Genomic DNA, 16,461 nt, shown 5'->3' with positions numbered 1-16,461 from the left:
CGGCGGAACGTGGCGCCTGCGGTACCGCTCAGGTCGCGTCGTGCAGGCGACCGTCGCGCATCGCCACGATCCGGTCGGCGGCGGCGAGATGGTCGCGGTCGTGGGTGACCAGCACCGTGGCGGTGCCCCGCTCGCGGGTGAGCCGACCGATCAGGTCGATGACGGCGGCGCCCCGCTCGTGGTCGAGCGCGCTCGTCGGCTCGTCGACGAGCAGGACGACCGGATCGTTCATCAGGGCGCGGGCGATGTTGACCCGCTGGCGCTGGCCGCCGGAGAGCTGGTGCGGGCGCCGGCCGGCCTGGGCGGCGAGCCCGACCGCGTCGAGCAGCTCCCGCGCCCGGTCCCGGGCCCCGGCCGGCGACCGGCCGGCGAGGGTGGCCATCACCTGGAGCTGCTCGGCGGCGGTCAGCGACGGCAGCAGGTTGGGCTGCTGGAAGACGATGCCGATCGCGCGCCGGCGCAGCGCGGCGAGCGCGCCGCGGCCCATCCCGGTGGTGGCGACGCCGTCGACGTGGACGGCGCCGGCGTCCGGGGTAACGAGCGTGGCGGCGACCGCGAGCAGGCTGGACTTGCCCGACCCGGACGGGCCGACCACGGCGGTCAGGTCGCCCTTCGCGACCGAGAGCGTCACGTGGTCGAGCGCGGTGAGCCGGTTCTCCCCGTCCGGGTAGGTGAGCGTGACGTCGGTCAGGTCGAGGCTCATCGGGCGCTCCCCAGTGCGGTGAGCGGGTCGACGGCGGTGATGCGGCGCACGGACAGGGCGGCGCCGAGCATGCCGAGCACGATCATCACGGTGGCCGGGACGGCGACGGTGGCGGGCGTCAGCACGAACGGCACCTCCGAGCCGGAGAGCAGCACGCCGAGCCCGGCGGCCAGGCCGGTGCCGAGCGCGGTGCCGCCGACCAGCAGGACGCCGGCCTGCCCGAGCGCGTCGACGAGCAGCGCGGCGGTGGAGGCGCCGAGGGCCTTCAGGACCGCGACGTCGCCGCTGCGCTGGATCGTCCACACCGTGAAGAAGGCGCCGATGACCAGCGCGGAGATGGCGAACAGGAAGCCGCGCATGAGTTGGAGCGAACCGTTCTCCGAGCGGTAGGAGCCGATCGCGGTCAGCGAGTCGCCGGTGCGGACGGTCCGGGTGCCGGCGGCCCGGTCGGTGGTGGCCACGTCCACGCCGGCGGCGGTGCGCAGCGCGATCACGGTGGCGGTGTCCGCGTCGGCGTCGCCGGTCCGCCGCCACGAGTCGAGGCTGGTCCACACCACCGGGGTGTGGCTGAAGGAGGCGTCCCCGCGGACCGCCGCCACGGTCAGCTCCCGGCCGGCCACGGTGAGGCGGTCGCCGACGCGCAGGCCCAGGCCGGTGGCGGCCGGGGTGGACAGCACCGCGGTGTGGTCGTCGAGGTCGCCGGGGGCGAGGCGGGAGCCGGCCCGGACGCCGAACACGGAGACGGCGGCGCTGCGGCCACCGGCGGTGACCCGGGTGGTGCCGATGCCCAGCGGCTCGGCGGCGGTGACGCCGGGCGTGTCGGCCCAGCGCTGCCACTGCCGTCGCGTGACCGTCGAGTCGGCGTACGACGGCTGCGGGCCGCCGAAGGCGATCCGGTCGGCGGGCAGGCCGGTGATCGCGGAGGTGTTCTGCCGGCCCAGCCCGGCGGTCAGGCCGGACAGCAGGCCGACCAGCAGGGTGATCAGCACGATGACGGTTCCCATCAGGGCGAAGCGCCCCTTGGCGAACCTGAGGTCTCTCCAGGCGACGAACACGGGCTACGCGGTCCTTTCGACGGACGGGGTGGTCGCTCCCACGGTCGTCGTCGGAGGCCGGCCCGGGCATCCGACGGTGGACGGCACTTCCCGGGCGGAACGGCGGTGGGCCGGTTACCCCTTTCGACAGATCCCCGCCGACCTGCGCCTCCTCTAGGCTGGAAGGGCCGTGACCACCGTTCCCGCCCTCACCTCCACCGCCCGCGTGCTGGCCTGGTGCCTGCACCTGCTGGTGGGTCTCCTCTTCGCGCTCGCCGGCCTCCGGGCCGTCGTCACCGGGCAGCCGCACGCGCCGGTGATCGCCGCGGTCGCGGCGGCGGGCCTGCTGACGTACGCGGCGGGGGCGCTGCGGCCCGGCGTCCACCGCTCCCGACGGGCCGCCGGCTGGTGGCTGGCGGCGGTCGGCGTCGGGTGGCTGGCGCTGACCGTGCTGACCGTGGACGGGCTGTGGCTCGCGTTCCCGCTCTACCTGCTGCAACTGCACCTGCTGTCCCGGCGCGCCGGACCGGTCGCCGTCGCGGTGACCGCCGTGGTGGCCGTCGTCGCCTTCGCCGCCCATCGCGGCGCGGTCAGCGTGGCCGGCACGGTCGGGCCGGTGCTCGGCGCCGCGGTCGCGGTGGCGGTGGTCCGGGGCTACCAGGCGCTCTACCGGGAGAGCGAGCGCCGCCGGCGGCTGATCGAGGAGCTGACCGCCACCCGCGCCGACCTGGCCCGGGCGCAGCACGAGGCCGGGGTGGCGGCGGAACGCGAGCGGCTGGCCGCCGAGATCCACGACACGCTGGCGCAGGGCCTGACCAGCATCCAGTTGCTGCTGCGCGCCGCCGGCCGGGTGCTGCCGGACCGGCCGGACACCGCCGCCCGCCACGTCGAGCAGGCCCGGCAGGCGGCGGCGGACAATCTCGCCGAGGCCCGGCGCTTCGTCGCCGCGCTCACCCCACCGGCGTTGGACGACACCACGCTGGCCGACGCGCTGCGACGCCTCTGCGCCACCACCGGCGCCCGGCACCGGCTCGCCGCCCGGTTCGCGGTCACCGGGGCCCCGGTCCCGCTGCCGACCGCGTACGAGGTCGCGCTGCTGCGCGTCGCCCAGGCGGCGCTGGCCAACACCGTGCGTCACGCCCGGGCCACCACCGTCGAGGTGACGCTCGGCTACCGCGCCGACCGGGTGATCCTGGACGTGACCGACGACGGCGGCGGTTTCGACCCTGAGCGGCTGCCCGGTCCGGGGCCCGACGGCGGTGGGTTCGGCCTCGCCGCGATGCGGGCGCGGACCCGCGCGCTCGGCGGCGCGCTGACCGTGGCCGCCGCGCCCGGCCGCGGCGCCACCGTGTCGGCCCGGCTCCCCCGCATCCCGTCCGGCGGGCGGCCGTGACCGGCGCGCCGGTCCGGCTGCTGATCGCCGACGACCACCCGGTCGTCCGGGCCGGCCTGCGCGCCGTGCTGGAGACCGAGCCGGGCCTGGTCGTGGTGGCCGAGGCGGCCACCGCCGAGGAGGCGGTGGCCCGCGCCGCCGGCGGCGACGTCGACGTGGTGCTGATGGACCTGCGCTTCGGCGTCGGCCCGAGCGGGGTCGAGGCGACCGCCGCCATCACCGCCCGACCGCACGCGCCGCGGGTGCTGATCGTCACGACCTACGACAGCGACGCGGACACGCTGCCCGCGATCGAGGCCGGCGCGACCGGCTACCTGCTCAAGGACGCCTCACCGGACGAACTGGCCGCCGCCGTGCGGGCCGCCGCCGCCGGCCGTACCGCGCTGGCTCCGGCCGTCGCGGACCGGCTGGTGAACCGGCTGCGGACGCCGGACACGGCGCTGACCCGGCGGGAGACGGAGGTGCTCGGCCTGGTCGCGGATGGGCTGTCCAACCAGGCCGTCGGCCGTCGCCTGCACCTGACCGAGGGCACGGTCAAGTCGCACCTGTCGCGCATCTACACCAAGCTGCGCGTCGACTCCCGCACCGCGGCGGTCGCCGCCGCCGTCGACCTCGGCATCCTCCGCCGCTGACCGGCCGCGCGGTGCCGCGACCGGCCGGCGGCGCCGGTCAGGCGTCCCGGCGGCGCAGCAGGACCAGGGCGGCGCCGAACAGGACGACCAGCCAGGCCGCGAGGACGGCCGCCCCGGCGCCCGGGGAGAGCAGGTCACCGCTCCCGCCCACGCTCATGAACGCCTGCCCGGCGTTCGACGGCAGGTACGGCGAGATCCGCTCCGACCAGCTCTCCGGCAGCAGCGACACCACTCCCGGCACGACCAGCAGCAGCGCGACCACGCTGGTCAGGGCGCCAGCGGTGGTGCGCAGCAGCGAGCCGAGCGCCGCGCCGAGCACACCGACGGCGGCGAGGTAGCCGGCCGTGCCGAGCACCGCGCGCAGCACGCCGTCGTCGGAGAGGGAGATGCCCTGGTCGCCGAGGATCGCCTGTCCGCCGAGGAAGGTGAGCAGCGTGGTGGGCACCAGCACGGCCAGCACGACGCCGGCCAGCACGACGACCTTGCCGGCGAGCACGGGCCAGCGGGTCGGCACCGCGGCGAGAGACGAGCGGATCATTCCGGTGCCGTACTCGCCGGCGGCCAGCAGCACGCCGAGCGTGCCGACGAGCAGTTGGGCGAGGTTGACGCCGCCGAGGCTGGCGCCGAGCGGGTCGAGCGACGACGGCCCGCCGGGCGGCGCCGGCGTGCCCGGCTCGATCGTGGCGTCGGCCAGGAACGTCGAGAAGCCGAGCCCCAGCGCGGCGAACACCACCACGGTCGCGGCCAGCATGATCAGCGACGAGCGCAGGGACCGGAACTTGATCCATTCGCTGCGGACCACCCGGGGGACGGTGATCCGGGCGTCGGTCGGCACGGTGGTGGTGGGTGGGGCCGCGGTGGTCATCGGTCAGCTCCTTCGGTGGCGCCGACGTACTCGACGGCGTCGCGGGTCATGGTCATGAACGCCTCTTCGAGCGACGCCTCGGTGGGGGTCAGCTCGTGCAGGGTGAGCCCGGCGGCGGCGGCCCGGTCGCCGATCGCCTCGGGGCGCAGTCCGCTGACGTCCAGCACGCCGGGCTCGCCGCCGGTGATGGTGACGTCCGGGCCGGCCAGCAGGTCGCGCAGCGCCGTGGCCTGGGGTGAGCGCACCCGTACGGTGCCGCGGGAGGCCCGGCGGGTGAACTCGGCGAGCGACACGTCGGCGATCAGCCGGCCCCGGCCGACCACGATCAGATGCTCGGCGGTCTGGGCCATCTCGCTCATCAGGTGCGAGGAGACGAAGACCGTCCGGCCCTCGGCGGCGAGGCCCCTGAGCAGGCCGCGGATCCACCGGATGCCGTCCGGGTCGAGGCCGTTGACCGGCTCGTCGAGCATCACCACCGCCGGGTCGCCGAGCAGCGCGCCGGCGATGCCCAGCCGCTGACCCATGCCGAGTGAGAACCCGCCGGCCCGCCGGCCGGCCACCTCACGCAGCCCGACCAGGTCGATCACCTCGTCGACGCGGCGGCGGCCGAGGCCGTGCGTGGCGGCCACGGCGAGCAGATGGTTGCGGGCGGACCGGCCGGTGTGCACCGCCTTGGCCTCCAGCAGCGCGCCGACCTGGCGCAGCGGGTCCCGGTGCTCGACGTAGCGGCGGCCGTTGACCCGTACGGTCCCGGCGGTCGGCGCGTCCAGGCCGAGGATCATCCGCATGGTGGTGGACTTGCCGGCGCCGTTGGGACCGAGGAAACCGGTCACCACGCCGGGCCGGACGGTGAAGGTCAGGGCGTCGACGGCGAGCTTGTCGCCGTACCGTTTGCTCAGGTCGTGGGCTTCGATCATGTGCTCAACCCTGGCCCGCGCACCCCGGCCGGCGCGTCGGCCGGACGCGGACACCTGCGCGTACCGCGAACGCGGTACGTCAGCGGTCCGGCTACCGCGCCGGTGGGTCGGCCCGGACCAGGCCGCTCTGGTAGGCGATCACCACCAGCTGGGCCCGGTCCCGGGCATCGAGCTTGGCCATCGCGCGGTTGACGTGGGTCTTGGCGGTCAGCGGGGAGACCACCAGCCGCTGGGCGATCTGCTCGTTGCTCAGCCCGGCGGCGACCAGCGTGACCACCTCGCGTTCCCGTTCGGTGAGCACCCGCAGCCGCTCCGGCGTGGCCCCGGGCCGCGGGTCGGGCTGGGCCAGGAACCGGGCGATCAGCCCACGGGTCGCCTTCGGGGACAGCAGCGCCTCCCCGGCCGCGACGGTACGGATCGCGTCGAGCAGCTCGGCCGGTTCCACGCCCTTGCCCAGGAAGCCGCTGGCGCCGGCGCGCAGCGCCTCGAAGACGTACTCGTCGACCTCGAACGTGGTCAGGATCAGCACCCGTACGCCGGCCAGGTCCTCGTCGGCGGTGATCTCCCGGGTGGCGGCCAGGCCGTCGAGGTCGGGCATCCGGACGTCCATCAGCACCACGTCGGCGCGGGTGGCGCGGGCCCGTTCGACCGCCTCGCGCCCGGTGGCGGCCTCCCCCACCACGCACAGGTCCGGCGCGGAGTCGACGAGCGCGCGGAAGCCGGCGCGGATGAGGGTCTGGTCGTCGGCGAGCAGCACCCGGACGGTCATGCCACCTCCTGCGGCATCGGGGCGGGCAGTTCGGCGCGGACCCGGAAGCCGCCGCCGGGCCCGGCGCCGGCGTGGAACGCGCCGCCCACCGCCTCGGCCCGCTCCCGCATCCCGAGCAGGCCGAGACCGGTTCCCTGGTCGCCGGTTCCGCTCGGGCCGGGCCCGTCGTCGCGGATCTCCACCACCACGCCGGCGCCGGTGTACGTGACACCGACCGTGACGGCCGCGCCGGGCGCGTGCCGGTGGGCGTTGGTCAGCGACTCCTGGACGATCCGGTAGGCCGCCACGTCGACCGTGCTGGGCAGCGGCCGGGGCCGGCCGGTCAGGGTCCAGCGCACCGGCTGGACGGCGGCGAAGCCGTCGACGAGGGCGTCGAGGCGGCCCAGGCCGGGCGTCGGCTCGGTCGGCGCGTCCGGCTCGCCGCGCCGGAGCAGGCCGAGCAGGGTGGCCAGCTCGTCCAGCACGGTGCGGGTCGCGGACCGGACGTGCCCGAGCGCCTCCTCGGCCGCGTCCGGCCGCTCCCGCAGCAGGTGCCCGGCCACCCCGGCCTGCACGTTGATCAGCGCGATCTGGTGGGCCACCACGTCGTGCAGCTCCCGGGCGATCCGGAGCCGTTCCTCCACCACCCGGCGGCGGGCCTCCTCCTCGCGGGTCCGCTCGGCCCGCCGCGCCCGCTCCTCCAGCACCGCCACGTAGGCCCGCCGGCTGCGGACCGCGTCGCCGGCCGCCACCGCGACGCCGAACCAGAGCAGCAGCACCACGACCGCCGGGTCCAGCCAGCCGACCCCGAGCGCGACGACCGCGCCGCCGCCGAGCACCAGGCCGCTCGCCGCGCCGGCCGCCACCGCGGTCCGCCGGTCGGTCCGGGTCGCCACCGTGTACGCGGCCAGCGCCACGGTCAGCACGAACGGCCCCCGCGCCTGTTGCACCAGCAGCGCGGTGGCCGCCGTGGCGGTGACCAGCGCGAGCACCGGCAACGGGTGGCGGCGGCGCAGCACCAGCGCACCGCAGCCGGCCAGCGCGAGCAGCACCGCGCCGACGGTCAGCGGGTCGCGCGGGGGCCCGCCGGGCGGGTTCACCGGGAGCAGGCTGACCACGAACAGCAGCGCGGCCAGCAGCGCATCGGTCACGGTCGGGTGGGCCCGGGCCACCCGACGCCACCGCGCGACGCGTCCCATGCGGTCACCGTACGACACCGCTCGGGCGGACGCCCCGACGGGACGGATCCCGCCGGGGCGCCCGCCCGGCGGTCACTCCGCCGCCCGGTCGGCGCCGAAGTACTCGGGTCGGCTGACCCAGGCGTCGCTGACGAACATCACGCCGGGCCGCTGGGCCAGGATGTCGCGCAGCCCGGTGACCACCGGCTCGGCGCGGCCCGGCGGGAGCACGGCGATGACCATGACGAGTCCGGCCCGGTCGTTGAAGAGCAGCCGCCCCTCGTGGGTGCCGTGGTGGCCGAAGCCGGAGACGCCGCTCAGGCTGGTCCAGCCGCTCACCCCGGAGGCGTGCAGCAGGGTGCGGACCGCGTCGGCGTCGTCGGCGCGCGTGACGACCTCCACCTTGACCATGCGGGTCAGTCCCAGTTCGTTCATGCCGTGTACTCCTTCTCCGTCGCGGGCGCCGGGTGGCGCGCGGGCGGCTCGGTGGTGGGTGCGGTGACGTGGCGCGGGGCGGGCAGCGCCCGCCACGATCCACCCGGCGCGGGCTCGGACCACGCGCCGGTGCCGGGATCGACGACGGTCAGCGACAGCCACCCGCCGTCGACCAGGTGGCGCAGCCCGGGGTTGCGGCCCAGCACCGCGTCGACCAGGTGGTGCGGGGCGCGGATCACCGCGAGCAGCCGCAGCGGCTCGTGGGCCGGCCGCGTGCCGTCGGCGACCGACTGGAGCGGCAGGCCGAGGCGCAGGTCGCCGCCGGATCCGGAGAGGACGCCGAGCGCGTCGCCGAGCACGGTGTGCACGGTCTTGGTGCCCGCGCCGAGCCGCTGCGGGTCGACGGTGGAGAAGTAGTACTGGAGGTTGATCCAGGCGGCCACCACGAGCGGACCGGTCATGATCGCCTCCAGCGCAGCCGCGTCCCGGTCGCCGGTCCAGTCGTAGGAGTGCAGGAACGTCCGGCAGCCGAGATCGACGCCGGCGGTCAGCTCGCGGGGCGCGGCGATGAACGCGGCGTTGCCGGCCAGCGCCCACTCCGGGCGGACCTGCGCCCAGTCCCCGGCCCGCCGGGGCAGGCGGCGCGGACGCGGCCGGCCGGGCAGTCGCGCGGCCCGTTCCGCGCGCAGCCGCGCGCCCGCCCCGGCCAGCCGGCCGGTGAGTTCCTCGACCGCCGGTCGCAGCCCGGCGGGCACGGCGTCCATGTCGAACAGCCGCACCTCGTCGGTGACGGTGTCGTGCTCGCCGGCCAGCACGTGCGTGCCGTCGGGCAGATGGATGCCCCGGTCGGTGAGGGCCGCGCGCACCTCGGGCCGGTTGAGCATCCCGGCGACGAGACGGGCGCTCACCCCGCCCCGGTTGCCGCCGCAGGCGCCGCAGTCCAGCGCGGCGGCGTACGGGTTGTTGGCGCTGGTGGCGCCGTGCCCGCAGAGCAGCACCAGCGGCGCGAAGCCGGCGGTGAGCCCGATGGTGCGTAGCGTCGCCTCGGCGTAGTAGACCTGTTCGTCGAGGCTCATGGCGGTGGTCAGGTCGGCGACGGTCGGTGCGGTGTGGTCGGCGGGCGGCACGAACCGGCCCGGCGCGGCGGCCCGCAGGAGCAGGGCGGCGGTGGCGAGCACGCCGGCGACCTCGACGAAGGCGAACGCGCCGACCGGGTTCGCCTTGGCGGCGGCGTAGGCGCGTCGCCAGGCCTGCCGCGAGCGGGCCGCGCGGCCGGCCCGCGCCGCCTCGACGGTGGCCACCGGTCGCATCAGGACCGGGCAGCGGTCCCGCCCGCGCCGGGCGCCGGCGGTCACGGTACGCACGGGCAGGCCGAAGAAGCCGGCGAAGCCGTACGTGTCGACCGGCCCGGTCGCCTCCAGGTGGCGGCGCAGGCCCTCGCTGCGCACGTCGATGCAGAACACCGCCTGGGTGAGCGTCGGGGCGTCGACGGCCGGCCGGTCCGCGCCCCGGTCCAGCCGGTACCGCAGCCGACGCCGGTACGCGTGCTCGGCGGCGGCGAGCCACACCTCGGACTGCCGGGACGGGGTCAACTGGCAGGCCACGTCCCGCAGCGTGGCCACGGTCTCCCCGGGCAGGCAGGCAAGCATGGCGACGTCGACGTCGAGCGCGCCGGCGAGTCGGGCGAGCGCCTCCGGGGTGATCCCGGCGGACCTGGGGAGCGTGGCGGGTGTCGCGGCGGCGATCGAGTCCAGCACCGGGGGCAGCTCGAGGTGGCGCTGGGCGGCGGCGCCGGCGAGCGCGTACTCGTAGGTGAGGCGCACGGCGAGCAGGTCCAGCGGGCTCAGCGCCGGCCCCTGCCCGGGGTTGGCCTGGGCCCAGCGGGCGTGCCCGGCCCAGCCGGGCAGCCGGAGCAGGGACCGGGACAGGTAGGTGGACCAGGCCGCCGGCGGCACCCCCATCGCGCGCAGGAGCACCGCGACGGCCTGCTCGGGCGCCTCGGGCAGGGCGTCGACGAGCGTCGCGAGGCCGGTGACACCCCACCGGGCCAGTGCCGGGTCGGCGCCGGCCATCCGCCGCCAGCGCGCCCAGCAGCCCGCGTCCGTCGGGCCGGGGACCGGCCAGAGCGCCGCCGGGCGTCCGCTGTGTGCCGCGCACCAGGCGGCCACCAGGTCGTCGACGTCCACGGTGGTCCGGGTGCCCAGCGCCCGGTCGACCGTCTCGGCGAGGGTGTGCGGTCCGGCCTCGCCCGGGGTGCGGGGGCGGGGCCGCGCGGGCAGCTCGGCGAGCCGGCGCCGCGCGACCGCGAGCAGGTCGGCCGGTGGGGGCGGCCCGTCGTGCACCGGCTGGCTCAGTACGGCCACCTGGAGGTCGGTGACGTCGATCCGCCGGTGGCCGAGCAGGACCGCACCGGCGACGCGCGGTGGTGGCGGGAGCACGGCGGCGAGGTCGGCCGGGGTGATCCGGCCGTCGCGCAGCCGCTGCCGGTACTCGGCGGCCGGCAGGTGGGTCCGCGTGCCGGCGAGGTCCCGCAGCTCGGCGGTGGCCCGGGCGAACGGCACACGTTCCCGGCCGGCGAGCGGGTTCACCGCGACGAAGGCGTCCAATGGTCCGACGGCGCCGACGTGGTCGGCGGCGGCGGTCGCCGCGGCGACGACCCGCGCGCCGTCCGAGCGGTCGAGCAGGCCGGGGCGCGGCACGGTGAGCGCCGCGGGGGTCGGCCCGTCGGGCGGGGCCGTCCGGCGGGCCCGCGGGATGGCGGCGCCGTCGTGCCAGGCCCACCACCAGAGCGTGGCGCTCGGCCGGCGGCGCAGCACGGTCCCGGCGACGGCCACCACGGCGAGCACGCACGCCACGGCGCCGACGCCGAGCAGGCTCGTCCCGGTCGGCAGCGCCAGCCAGCCCTCGACCGCCCGCCCGGCGACGAGATGCCCGCCGGCCAGCGCCGCCACGGTGACGGTGAGGGCAGCGGCGGTACGGGCCGGCAGCGCGCGGTCGGCGAGGGCGGACCACACGGCGGCCAGCGCGGCGGCGGCGACCAGCGCGGCGCTGAGCGCACCGGTCGCGGTGGTGCCGAGCAGCAGCTCGGTGGCGAGCACGGTGACGATCACCGTCGCGGCGGCGAGGACGCGGGGCCGGGTGGGCGGCGGGCCTTCCGGCCGGGGCGTGCCGGCGGCTCGGGCCTGCGCCTGGAGTGTGCCGCCGGCGGAGAGGAACGCGTACGCCTTGTAGACGGCGTGCCCGACCAGGTGCACGGCGGCCAGCCCGAACGCGCCGAGCCCGCACTGGGCGAGCATGAACCCCATCTGCGCGACGGTGGACCGGGCGAGGGTGCCCTTGACGTCGGTGCGCACCGCGGCGAACAGCAGCCCGGAGACGGCGGTGGCGAGGCCGACGAGCACCATCGCCGGCATCATCCCGGGCGCGGCGGTGACCACCGATGCCAGTGTGATCATGAGGAACCCGGCCACGTTGACCATTCCGGCGTGCAGGAACGCCGAGACCGGGGTCGGCGCGTCCAGGGTGGACGGCAGCCAGCGGTGCGCCGGCACCTGCGCGGACCGGACCATGGCGGCCACCAGCAGCAGCACGCCGGCGGTGGCGAGCAGCCACCCGGGCCGCGCGCCGGCGGTGGCGCGCACCGCGTCCAGGTCGGCGTCACCGGCGGGCGTGACCAGCAGCGCGAGGCCGGCGACCAGGGCGGCGTCGCCGACGAGGAACAGTCGCCGGGTCCGGCGGGCGGCGGCCCGCACCCTGGGCTGGTCCCGGTAGTGGCCGATGAGGCCGACCAGCAGGTGCCCGGCCGCGATCCAGCCGACGGCCAACTGCACCAGGCTGGGCGCGGTGGCCATCACCAGCGTCGCGGTGGTGGCCGCCGCCACCCGGGCCTGGAGCGCGCGGGCGCCCGGCTCGCCGTCGAGGTAGCGGCGCGCGTAGCCGGCGACGACGGCGGCCAGCCCGCAGACGAGCAGCACGAACAGCGCGGTGAACCGGTCGACGCGGACGCCGACGGAGAACGCCGGCCCGAGCGCGTCGACGCGGACGAGCACGCCCGGTACGGCCGGGTCGGCCGCCACCCGGACCAGCAGCGCGGTGGCCGCCACCGCGCTGAGACCGAGCAACGCGCCCACCACCCGGGCGGCCCGGCGCGGGTCGGGCACCACCAACGCGCCGAGCACCGCCGACGCGGGCCCGATCAGGACTCCCAGGACCAGAGCGACGTCCATCGCCACCTCCTTCAGACAAGCGCACTCTATTACACGATTTCTAATTCGTGTATCGTGAGACGCACGACAGTGGCTCGTCACGAGGAGCAGTGATGGACATGACCGGATCGCCGCCGCAGGGATGGCCCGTCAGCCCGAGCTTCGCCCTCGCCCGGCTGCGGGCGGGACACCACCGGTTCCGGGTGGGTGCGGCGCCCAGGCCGTTCGCTCCGGCCGGCGCCCCGGTGGCGGCGGTCCTCTCCTGCGCCGATCCGCAGCCGGAAGCGGTGACGGTGTTCGGCGGCGCCGACGTGTTCGCGGTCCGCGCCGCCGGCCTGAGTACCGGACCCTCGGTGCGGGGCAGCCTGGAGTACGCGGTCGGTCACCTCGGCACACCGCTGGTGGTGGTGCTCGGCCACGCCGCCTGTTCACTGCCGCACGGCAGCGGACCCGAACGGGTGCGCGCCACGCTCGCCGCGCTGCGCCGGCACTCCCCCCTGCTCGACCAGGCGGTCCGCGCCGGCCGTTGCGGCCTGCACGGCATGGTCTGGCACGACGCGGAGCTGACCCTCGTCGAGGTGCGTCCCAGCGCCCCGCCACCGGTCCGGCGCGTCGGGCGCCTACGGCCGCCGAATCGGGCCGGGGCCCGGCTGGCCTGAACCGGGGACGGCGCTCAGGGGTTGCAGCGCGGGCAGGACCCGGGGTCGGCCGCGCCGGCCACCGGACGACGCTCGCGGTACGGGCACCGGGCACATCCGGAGATCCGCACCGCCACGTGCGGGGTGGGCGTGCGGCAGGCCCGGCAGGGCAGGCCGCCCTCCGTGCCGAGCGGGCCGAACCCGGGCGCGGCGCACGCCGGGCAGGCGGTGGCGAGCCGACGGGCCAGGCCCAGCCCGGCGGCGGCGATCACCCGCATCCGGGTCGGGTTGACGTGGGCCCGCAGGTCCGCCGCGAGCACGGCGTCGCCGTCCACGCTGTCGGCGGCTGCCCGACGCAGCGCGGCGAACACGTCGCCGTGCCGGCGCAGACCCTTCTCCGGCCGGCCCGCGCCCCGCGCCGGCCGGACGACGACGGCGTGGTGCGGGAAGCCGACCCGGCGCAGGAAGGCCACCACCACGGCCCGGTCCCGACCGTCGGTGGTGAGCTGCGCGTGGTTGGTCTCCAGGCTGACCACGGACTCCACCACGGTCAGGCCGGAGCGGTCGTCGACCAGGGCGACGTACTCCACGTCGGCCGGCACGCCGGGCAGCGTCGGGTGCGGACCGAACGCCCCCTCGCTGGCCAGGCCGACCGGGCACCCGGTGGCGGACATCCCGAGCCGCGCCTTGCGCAGCACGGTCTCCCGCGCGGTGCCGGGTCGGGGCACCTCACCGGTGAACGTGCCGAGCGCGTCGGTGTCCACCGCCGCCACCCGCAGGCCCAGGCCCAGCCGGCGGCGCAGCGGCGGGCGCAGCGCCCACTGCTTGCCGTGCAGGGTCGCCAGCGCCGCCGTCACACCACGGAACGGGGAGCCCTCCACTCCCCGGACCCTACTCGGCAGCGGAAATGAAATTCCTGATTCTCGCTACGTGCCGGCTCGGCCGAGCGCGTCGATCAGGCCGGCCAGCAGCGCCACCCGCGGCACCACCGAGTCGAGATCGAGCCACTCCCCCGGGCTGTGGTCGGCGCCGCCGACCGGGCCGAGCCCGTCCAGCACCGTCGCGCCGGCCTCCGCCAGCAGGTTCGCGTCGGCGCAGCCACCGGTCGCGGTGTGCGACACCGGTACGCCGAGCCCGGCGCCCACCTTCGCGGCCAGCTCGGCCAGCCGACGCCCGGCCGGGTCCGGCTCCCACGGCGGGGTCGGCGCCTGCACGGCCAGCTCGGCGTGCACGCCGGAGACGAGCGGCGCGGCGACCAGCCGGCGGATCTCGGCCAGCGCGGCCTCGTACTCGCCGGTGCGCCAGGCGCGCAGGTCGACGAGCATCCGGGCCCGGTCGGCGACCACGTTGGGCCGGCCGCCGGCCTCCAACGCGCCGACGTTCACCGTCACCCCGGGCCAGCGGCCGTTGAGCTGGTCCAGCGCCACGGTCAGCCGGGCGGCGGCGAGCAGCGCGTTGGCGCCGCGCTCCGGTTCGATGCCGGCGTGCGCGGCCCGCCCGCGCAGCGTCACCGCCAGGTCGGCGACGCCCTTGCGGGCGGAGACCAGGTCGCCGTTGTCACGGGCGCACTCCAGGCAGAGCGCCACGTCGGCCTCGGCCCCGAGGGTACGCAGCAGCGGCCGGCTGCCCACCGACCCGATCTCCTCGTCCGGCGTGCAGACCAGCACCAGTTCGCCGTAGCGGTGCCGGTCCAGCGTGGCGAGCACCTCGACGGCGGCGAGTCCGGCGAGCACGCCGCCCTTGTCGTCGCTGACCCCCGGCCCGTACGCCCGGCCGTCCTGCACCCGGAACGGGCGGGCGGCGGCGGTGCCCGGCGGGAACACGGTGTCCAGGTGGCCGGCGAGCAGGATCCGGCGGGTGCCGGTACCCCGGCGGCGGGCGACCAGCACGTCGCCGAGTGGCCGGCCGGCCGGGTCGGCGACCGGTGCCCGCTCGACGGACAGCCCGGCGCCGAGGCACCAGCCCTGCACCAGATCGGCGACCTCCCGCAGCCCGTCGACCTGGCCGGAGCCGGAGTCGACAGCGACCAGTCGGGCGAGCCGGTCGTGGTACGCGGTGAGCCGGTCACCGGCGGCGCGCAGCAGCGGGTCCACGTCAGAGCACCTTGTCGAGGAAGGCGCGGGTGCGCTCGTGGCGGGGTCGGCCGAGCACCTCGTCCGGCGGGCCGGCCTCGACCACCACGCCGTCGTCGAGGAACGCGACCTGGTCGGCGACCTCACGGGCGAAGCCCATCTCGTGCGTCACCACCACCATGGTCATGCCATCGGCGGCGAGCCCCTTCATCACGTCCAGCACCTCGCCGACGAGTTCCGGGTCGAGCGCGGAGGTGGGCTCGTCGAAGAGCATCAGTTTCGGGCGCATGGCCAGCGCCCGGGCGATCGCCACCCGCTGCTGCTGGCCGCCGGAGAGCTGGCTCGGGTAGTGGTCCGCGCGCTCGGCCAGCCCGACGCGGTCGAGCAGGCGCATCGCCTCGGCGCGGGCGCGCTCGCGCGGCGTACGCAGCACCCGCACCGGCGCCTCGGTGACGTTGCCGAGCGCGGTGAGGTGCGGGAACAGGTTGAACCGCTGGAACACCATGCCGATGTCCCGGCGGCGCACGGCCACCTCGCGCGCCTTCAACTCGTGCAGCTTGTCGCCCTGGCGGCGGTAGCCGACCAGCTCGCCGTCGACCGAGAGCTGCCCGCCGTCGATGCGTTCCAGGTGGTTGACGCAGCGCAGGAACGTCGACTTGCCGGAGCCGGAGGGGCCGAGCAGGCAGGCCACCTCGCCGGCGGCCACGGTCAGGTCGATGCCCTTGAGCACCTCGACCGGGCCGAACCGTTTGGTCACGCCCTCGGCACGGACCATCGCCGTCATCGCACGCCTCCCCGGGCGAAGCCGCGGCCGAACCGGCGCTCGATCAGCCACTGGCCGACGGAGAGGAGGCTGACCAGGGCGAGGTACCAGATCGCCGCCACCAGGAGCAGCGGGATCACCTTGTAGTTGTTCTGGTAGACGCTCTGCACGGCGGTCATCAGGTCCCGTCCGGCGATGATCGACACGAGCGCCGTCGACTTGAGCATGGTGATGGTCTCGTTGCCCATCGGCGGGATGATCACGCGCATGGCCTGGGGCAGCACCACCCGGCGCAGGGTGAGCGTGGGGCCCATGCCGAGCGCGGCGGCGGCCTCGGTCTGCCCGTCGTCGACGGCCAGGATGCCGCCGCGGATCACCTCGGCCGCGTACGCCATCTCGTTGAGCGACAGCGCGAGCACGGCGGCGACGGTGCCGGTGATCACCACGCTGGTGGGGCGGTCGAACAGCACGGTGCCGGTGAACGGCACGGTGAGCGTGATCCGGGGGAACAGCGCGCCGAGGAACCCGAAGAAGATGATCTGCACCAGCAGCGGGGTGCCGCGGAAGACCCAGATGAACGTCCACGAGACGCCGCGCAGCACCGGGTTGTCGGAGAGCCGCAGCACGGCGAGCAGGCCGCCGCCGGCGGTACCGAGCAGCATGGCGAGCAGCGTGAGCCAGAGCGTGGTGACCACGCCGTCGAGCACGTAGTCCTGGAACAGGTAGTGGGCCACGGTGCGGGGTTCGAGGTTGGGGCTGGTCAGCAGCGCCCGCAGGAACATCGCGGCCAGCCCGGCCACGACCAGCGCGGTGAGCCAGCGGCCGTAGTGGCGGACGGGGACGACCCGTACCGTCGGGGGTTCGGTGGTGGTCATCGT

Annotated in this window: 15 protein-coding genes; 3 read left to right on the top strand and 12 right to left on the bottom strand. The window is 76.6% G+C overall.

Features of this window, described 5'->3' with window-relative positions; translation table 11 throughout:
- Positions 1–28: 28 nt before the first annotated feature.
- Both C8054_RS14245 and C8054_RS14240 read right to left on the bottom strand, forming a co-directional pair.
- Complete coding sequence (locus C8054_RS14245; protein ID WP_107157285.1) at positions 29–703, bottom strand: ABC transporter ATP-binding protein; 675 nt, start codon at positions 701–703, stop codon at positions 29–31.
- On the bottom strand, positions 700–1,707 hold the full coding sequence (locus tag C8054_RS14240) for an ABC transporter permease (RefSeq protein ID WP_233219635.1): 1,008 nt from the start codon (positions 1,705–1,707) through the stop codon (positions 700–702). The genes C8054_RS14245 and C8054_RS14240 overlap by 4 nt, the downstream gene beginning before the upstream one ends.
- 220 nt (positions 1,708–1,927) lie before the next feature.
- Here C8054_RS14240 and C8054_RS14235 point away from each other — a divergent pair, with 220 nt between their 5' ends.
- Positions 1,928–3,130, top strand: a complete 1,203-nt coding sequence (locus C8054_RS14235; protein WP_107157283.1) for a sensor histidine kinase — start codon at positions 1,928–1,930, stop codon at positions 3,128–3,130.
- On the top strand, positions 3,127–3,762 hold the full coding sequence (locus tag C8054_RS14230) for a response regulator transcription factor (RefSeq protein WP_107157282.1): 636 nt from the start codon (positions 3,127–3,129) through the stop codon (positions 3,760–3,762). The genes C8054_RS14235 and C8054_RS14230 overlap by 4 nt, the downstream gene beginning before the upstream one ends.
- Positions 3,763–3,799: 37 nt before the next feature.
- Here C8054_RS14230 and C8054_RS14225 read toward each other — a convergent pair whose 3' ends face one another.
- From C8054_RS14225 to C8054_RS14200, 6 genes are all read right to left on the bottom strand, one after another.
- A complete protein-coding gene (locus C8054_RS14225) occupies positions 3,800–4,627 on the bottom strand; it encodes an ABC transporter permease subunit (protein ID WP_107157281.1) in 828 nt (275 codons plus the stop codon).
- The gene (locus C8054_RS14220; RefSeq protein WP_107157280.1) at positions 4,624–5,544 is read right to left on the bottom strand and encodes an ABC transporter ATP-binding protein; all 921 of its coding nucleotides are present in this window, start codon (positions 5,542–5,544) and stop codon (positions 4,624–4,626) included. Before C8054_RS14220 ends, C8054_RS14225 begins: the two co-directional genes overlap by 4 nt.
- 91 nt (positions 5,545–5,635) lie before the next feature.
- Entirely contained in the window at positions 5,636–6,313 is a 678-nt protein-coding gene (locus C8054_RS14215) for a response regulator transcription factor (RefSeq protein ID WP_107157279.1), read from the bottom strand.
- The gene (locus tag C8054_RS14210; protein WP_107157377.1) at positions 6,310–7,491 is read right to left on the bottom strand and encodes a sensor histidine kinase; all 1,182 of its coding nucleotides are present in this window, start codon (positions 7,489–7,491) and stop codon (positions 6,310–6,312) included. The genes C8054_RS14215 and C8054_RS14210 overlap by 4 nt, the downstream gene beginning before the upstream one ends.
- Before the next feature lie 72 nt (positions 7,492–7,563).
- Positions 7,564–7,905: a DUF190 domain-containing protein gene (locus C8054_RS14205; RefSeq protein ID WP_107157278.1), complete on the bottom strand. Its 342-nt coding sequence runs from the start codon at positions 7,903–7,905 to the stop codon at positions 7,564–7,566.
- On the bottom strand, positions 7,902–12,131 hold the full coding sequence (locus tag C8054_RS14200; protein ID WP_107157277.1) for a putative inorganic carbon transporter subunit DabA: 4,230 nt from the start codon (positions 12,129–12,131) through the stop codon (positions 7,902–7,904). The genes C8054_RS14205 and C8054_RS14200 overlap by 4 nt, the downstream gene beginning before the upstream one ends.
- A gap of 92 nt (positions 12,132–12,223) precedes the next feature.
- Here C8054_RS14200 and C8054_RS14195 point away from each other — a divergent pair, with 92 nt between their 5' ends.
- Positions 12,224–12,769: a carbonic anhydrase gene (locus C8054_RS14195; protein WP_107157276.1), complete on the top strand. Its 546-nt coding sequence runs from the start codon at positions 12,224–12,226 to the stop codon at positions 12,767–12,769.
- A 14-nt stretch (positions 12,770–12,783) separates the two neighbouring features.
- Here C8054_RS14195 and C8054_RS14190 read toward each other — a convergent pair whose 3' ends face one another.
- The 4 genes from C8054_RS14190 to C8054_RS14175 are packed head-to-tail and all read right to left on the bottom strand — an operon-like array spanning position 12,784 to position 16,458.
- On the bottom strand, positions 12,784–13,629 hold the full coding sequence (locus tag C8054_RS14190) for a DUF6671 family protein (protein ID WP_107157275.1): 846 nt from the start codon (positions 13,627–13,629) through the stop codon (positions 12,784–12,786).
- A 45-nt stretch (positions 13,630–13,674) separates the two neighbouring features.
- Positions 13,675–14,841 (bottom strand): M20/M25/M40 family metallo-hydrolase, encoded by a 1,167-nt coding sequence (locus C8054_RS14185; protein ID WP_107157274.1) that lies wholly within the window; start codon positions 14,839–14,841, stop codon positions 13,675–13,677.
- 1 nt (position 14,842) lies between these two features.
- The gene (locus tag C8054_RS14180; protein WP_107157273.1) at positions 14,843–15,604 is read right to left on the bottom strand and encodes an amino acid ABC transporter ATP-binding protein; all 762 of its coding nucleotides are present in this window, start codon (positions 15,602–15,604) and stop codon (positions 14,843–14,845) included.
- Positions 15,601–16,458, bottom strand: a complete 858-nt coding sequence (locus C8054_RS14175) for an amino acid ABC transporter permease (RefSeq protein ID WP_107157272.1) — start codon at positions 16,456–16,458, stop codon at positions 15,601–15,603. Before C8054_RS14175 ends, C8054_RS14180 begins: the two co-directional genes overlap by 4 nt.
- Positions 16,459–16,461 lie beyond the last annotated feature (3 nt).

It is taken from the genome of Micromonospora sp. RP3T (assembly GCF_003027925.1).
Taxonomy (GTDB): domain Bacteria; phylum Actinomycetota; class Actinomycetes; order Mycobacteriales; family Micromonosporaceae; genus Micromonospora.
The sequence above is the reverse complement of the archived record's forward strand: the minus strand, read 5'-3'. Positions and strand labels throughout refer to the sequence as shown.

Excerpts from the sequence above, each read along its gene's own strand:
- C8054_RS14175 (WP_107157272.1), bottom strand. The coding sequence starts at position 16,458 with ATGACCACCACCGAACCCCCGACGGTACGGGTCGTCCCCGTCCGCCAC.
- C8054_RS14205 (WP_107157278.1), bottom strand. The coding sequence starts at position 7,905 with ATGAACGAACTGGGACTGACCCGCATGGTCAAGGTGGAGGTCGTCACG.
- C8054_RS14225 (WP_107157281.1), bottom strand. The coding sequence starts at position 4,627 with ATGACCACCGCGGCCCCACCCACCACCACCGTGCCGACCGACGCCCGG.
- C8054_RS14215 (WP_107157279.1), bottom strand. The coding sequence starts at position 6,313 with ATGACCGTCCGGGTGCTGCTCGCCGACGACCAGACCCTCATCCGCGCC.
- C8054_RS14180 (WP_107157273.1), bottom strand. The coding sequence starts at position 15,604 with ATGACGGCGATGGTCCGTGCCGAGGGCGTGACCAAACGGTTCGGCCCG.
- C8054_RS14245 (WP_107157285.1), bottom strand. The coding sequence starts at position 703 with ATGAGCCTCGACCTGACCGACGTCACGCTCACCTACCCGGACGGGGAG.
- C8054_RS14220 (WP_107157280.1), bottom strand. The coding sequence starts at position 5,544 with ATGATCGAAGCCCACGACCTGAGCAAACGGTACGGCGACAAGCTCGCC.
- C8054_RS14200 (WP_107157277.1), bottom strand. The coding sequence starts at position 12,131 with ATGGACGTCGCTCTGGTCCTGGGAGTCCTGATCGGGCCCGCGTCGGCG.
- C8054_RS14195 (WP_107157276.1), top strand. The coding sequence starts at position 12,224 with ATGGACATGACCGGATCGCCGCCGCAGGGATGGCCCGTCAGCCCGAGC.
- C8054_RS14240 (WP_233219635.1), bottom strand. The coding sequence starts at position 1,707 with ATGGGAACCGTCATCGTGCTGATCACCCTGCTGGTCGGCCTGCTGTCC.
- C8054_RS14210 (WP_107157377.1), bottom strand. The coding sequence starts at position 7,491 with ATGGGACGCGTCGCGCGGTGGCGTCGGGTGGCCCGGGCCCACCCGACC.